The organism is Psittacicella hinzii (assembly GCF_003585935.1).
GTDB classification, from domain to species: domain Bacteria; phylum Pseudomonadota; class Gammaproteobacteria; order Enterobacterales; family Psittacicellaceae; genus Psittacicella; species Psittacicella hinzii.
Window position 1 is genome coordinate 1 of the sequence record NZ_NRJG01000140.1, and the last position, 2,315, is coordinate 2,315.

Consider the following 2,315-nt stretch of genomic DNA (forward strand, 5'->3'; position numbering starts at 1 on the left):
TTTTTTCCCGCCTTATGTAGACTTTAATAAAATACTTATATTTAGTCTATGTAGCAGAAAAAAATCAAGCTTTTTAAGCTTGATTTTTTCATATTTTTCAATATTTTAATCTAAATTATTGATTATTGAAGACTTTAAATTTTCGGGAAATTAGGATCGGGAGTGTGATTGTAGAAAGGTGGAGATAGGTTGTGGGAGTATGTTTATCAGGTTGTTTGGTTGTCGGTTATCTGTTGTGGTTGTCTGAAAAAATAAATGTAAGTGTTTATCAAAGTTTTAACTTATTAACCTAATGCGAAGAGCTATTTATAAAATATTGAGATTTATCAACGTGCTATAATTTGTATCGATAAAATTATAGTATACAGTGGATAAGAAAATGGTACACACTTTAGTGAATATGCCGCTCAAAAAAATTAGCGCTAAAAAAGCTAAAAACGGCACGTATTATATTTACTACACCTTGAAATCCTATCGTAATGAACAAGGAAATCCGACTTCGGAAGAAGTTTGTATAGGTAAAAAAGATCCACACACAGGTAAATTAATTCCCAACAAAAAATATTACACAATTTTTCCTTTTACTTCAGAGGCTAATCGCATGGAACGCTTTCTAATTACAGGTGGTCAAAACTTTTCAGGAACAATTAAAATTGGTGGTGCTAAAAATGCCGCACTTCCTATTTTCTTTGCTGCAATCTTAGGTACTAAAAACATTACTTTTAAAAATGTGCCTAATCTTACAGATATCAAATACACATGTAACATTCTACAAAATTTAGGAGTAGAGGTTGCTGCTGATCTAGCAAATAATACTGTAAGTTTAAAACCACAAAGTATCGTTAGCTACGAAGTTCCATATGACTTAGCAAGTAAAATGCGTGCTTCAATTTGGGCGCTTGCTCCTTTAGTAGCGCGTTTTGGTTATGCACAAGTTTCACTACCTGGTGGTTGTGCTATTGGTTCTCGTCCAATTGATATGCACATTGAAGCACTAAAAAAACTAGGTGCAACTATTGAGTTAAATGAAGGTAATGTTATCGCTAAAGCACCAAATTGTCTAACAGGTGCTAACATTTTCTTCGATAAAATCTCTGTGGGTGCTACAGTATCAGCGGTTTGTGCAGCTAGCCTCGCAAAAGGTGTTACGCGCATTGAGAATGCTGCAATGGAGCCAGAAGTTGTAGACGTATGTAATTTCTTAAATGCTTTAGGTGCAAATATCTCTGGTATTGGTACTCGTGTTCTCACAATTACAGGTGTTGAAGAGCTTCATGGTTGTGATGAATACTCAATTATCCCTGACCGTATTGAATGTGGTACTTACTTAATTTCCGCTGCAATTTCACGTAATAAAGTTACTTGTACTAATGTAAACCCAGAACACTTAGAAGCAACTTTAGCTAAACTTGAAGAAGCTGGTGCAATTATTACTATTAACGGGAATGAAGTTACTTGTGATATGCAAGGTAAACGTGCAAAAGCCGTTAACATCACTACCGCTCCATATCCAGGTGTAGCTACAGATATGCAAGCGCAATTTACTTTATTAAATACTCTTGCTCAAGGTAATAGCGTTGTAACGGAAACGATTTTTGAAAACCGTTTTATGCATGTGCCTGAATTGCAACGTATGGGTGCAAAAATTACTCAAAAAGGTAATACGATTTATATTGAGGGAGTTGAAAGCTTATCAGGAGCCCGTGTAAAAGCAACCGATTTACGTGCTTCAATTTCTTTAGTACTTGCAGGTTGTGTATCGCAAGGCACTACTTATGTAGATGAGATTTATCACATTGATCGTGGTTATGAAACAATCGAGAAGCAAATTGCTCGTTTAGGTTGTAAAATTGAACGTCAACCAATGAGTGAGGAGTAATATGACTTTTGTTCACCCACATAAAATTAAGATTGAAGAGTTATTAACTCAAGCTTTTGCACCTACATATTTAGAAGTAATTGACGAATCTTATATGCACCATAGTGGTCCTGAAGCAGGAAGTCACTATGCTGTAATTCTTGTCAGCCAAGCTTTTGTTGAGAAAAAATCTTTAGATCGTCAAAGAGCAGTAAATAAAGTATTAGTTCAAATGTTAAAAGATGATATTTATGCATTAAGTTTACGTCTTCTAACGCCTGAAGAATATGCAACTTCACCAGTACTACCATTTAACAATAAATGTTTAGGTAGAAATACTGAACTTACTAAAAAATAAAGTTACTAATAAATTTAAGCGAATAGAGTTCGACTCTATTCGCTTAAATTTTGTCTGTAAGGAGGTTTGAAAAATAAAAAAGATAATTGAGAATAATTT

The 2,315-nt window shown here is 34.2% G+C and carries 2 protein-coding genes; both read left to right on the forward strand.

Annotated features, from left to right (window positions below; all coding sequences use genetic code 11):
- Positions 1–601: 601 nt before the first annotated feature.
- Entirely contained in the window at positions 602–1,879 is a 1,278-nt protein-coding gene (gene murA / locus CKF58_RS06850) for a UDP-N-acetylglucosamine 1-carboxyvinyltransferase (protein WP_119532298.1), read from the forward strand.
- 1 nt (position 1,880) lies between these two features.
- Positions 1,881–2,216, forward strand: a complete 336-nt coding sequence (locus CKF58_RS06855) for a BolA family protein (protein WP_119532296.1) — start codon at positions 1,881–1,883, stop codon at positions 2,214–2,216.
- Positions 2,217–2,315: the final 99 nt, after the last annotated feature.

Coding starts and splice junctions, on each gene's coding strand:
- murA (WP_119532298.1), top strand. CDS start 602: ATGGAACGCTTTCTAATTACAGGTGGTCAAAACTTTTCAGGAACAATT.
- CKF58_RS06855 (WP_119532296.1), top strand. CDS start 1,881: ATGACTTTTGTTCACCCACATAAAATTAAGATTGAAGAGTTATTAACT.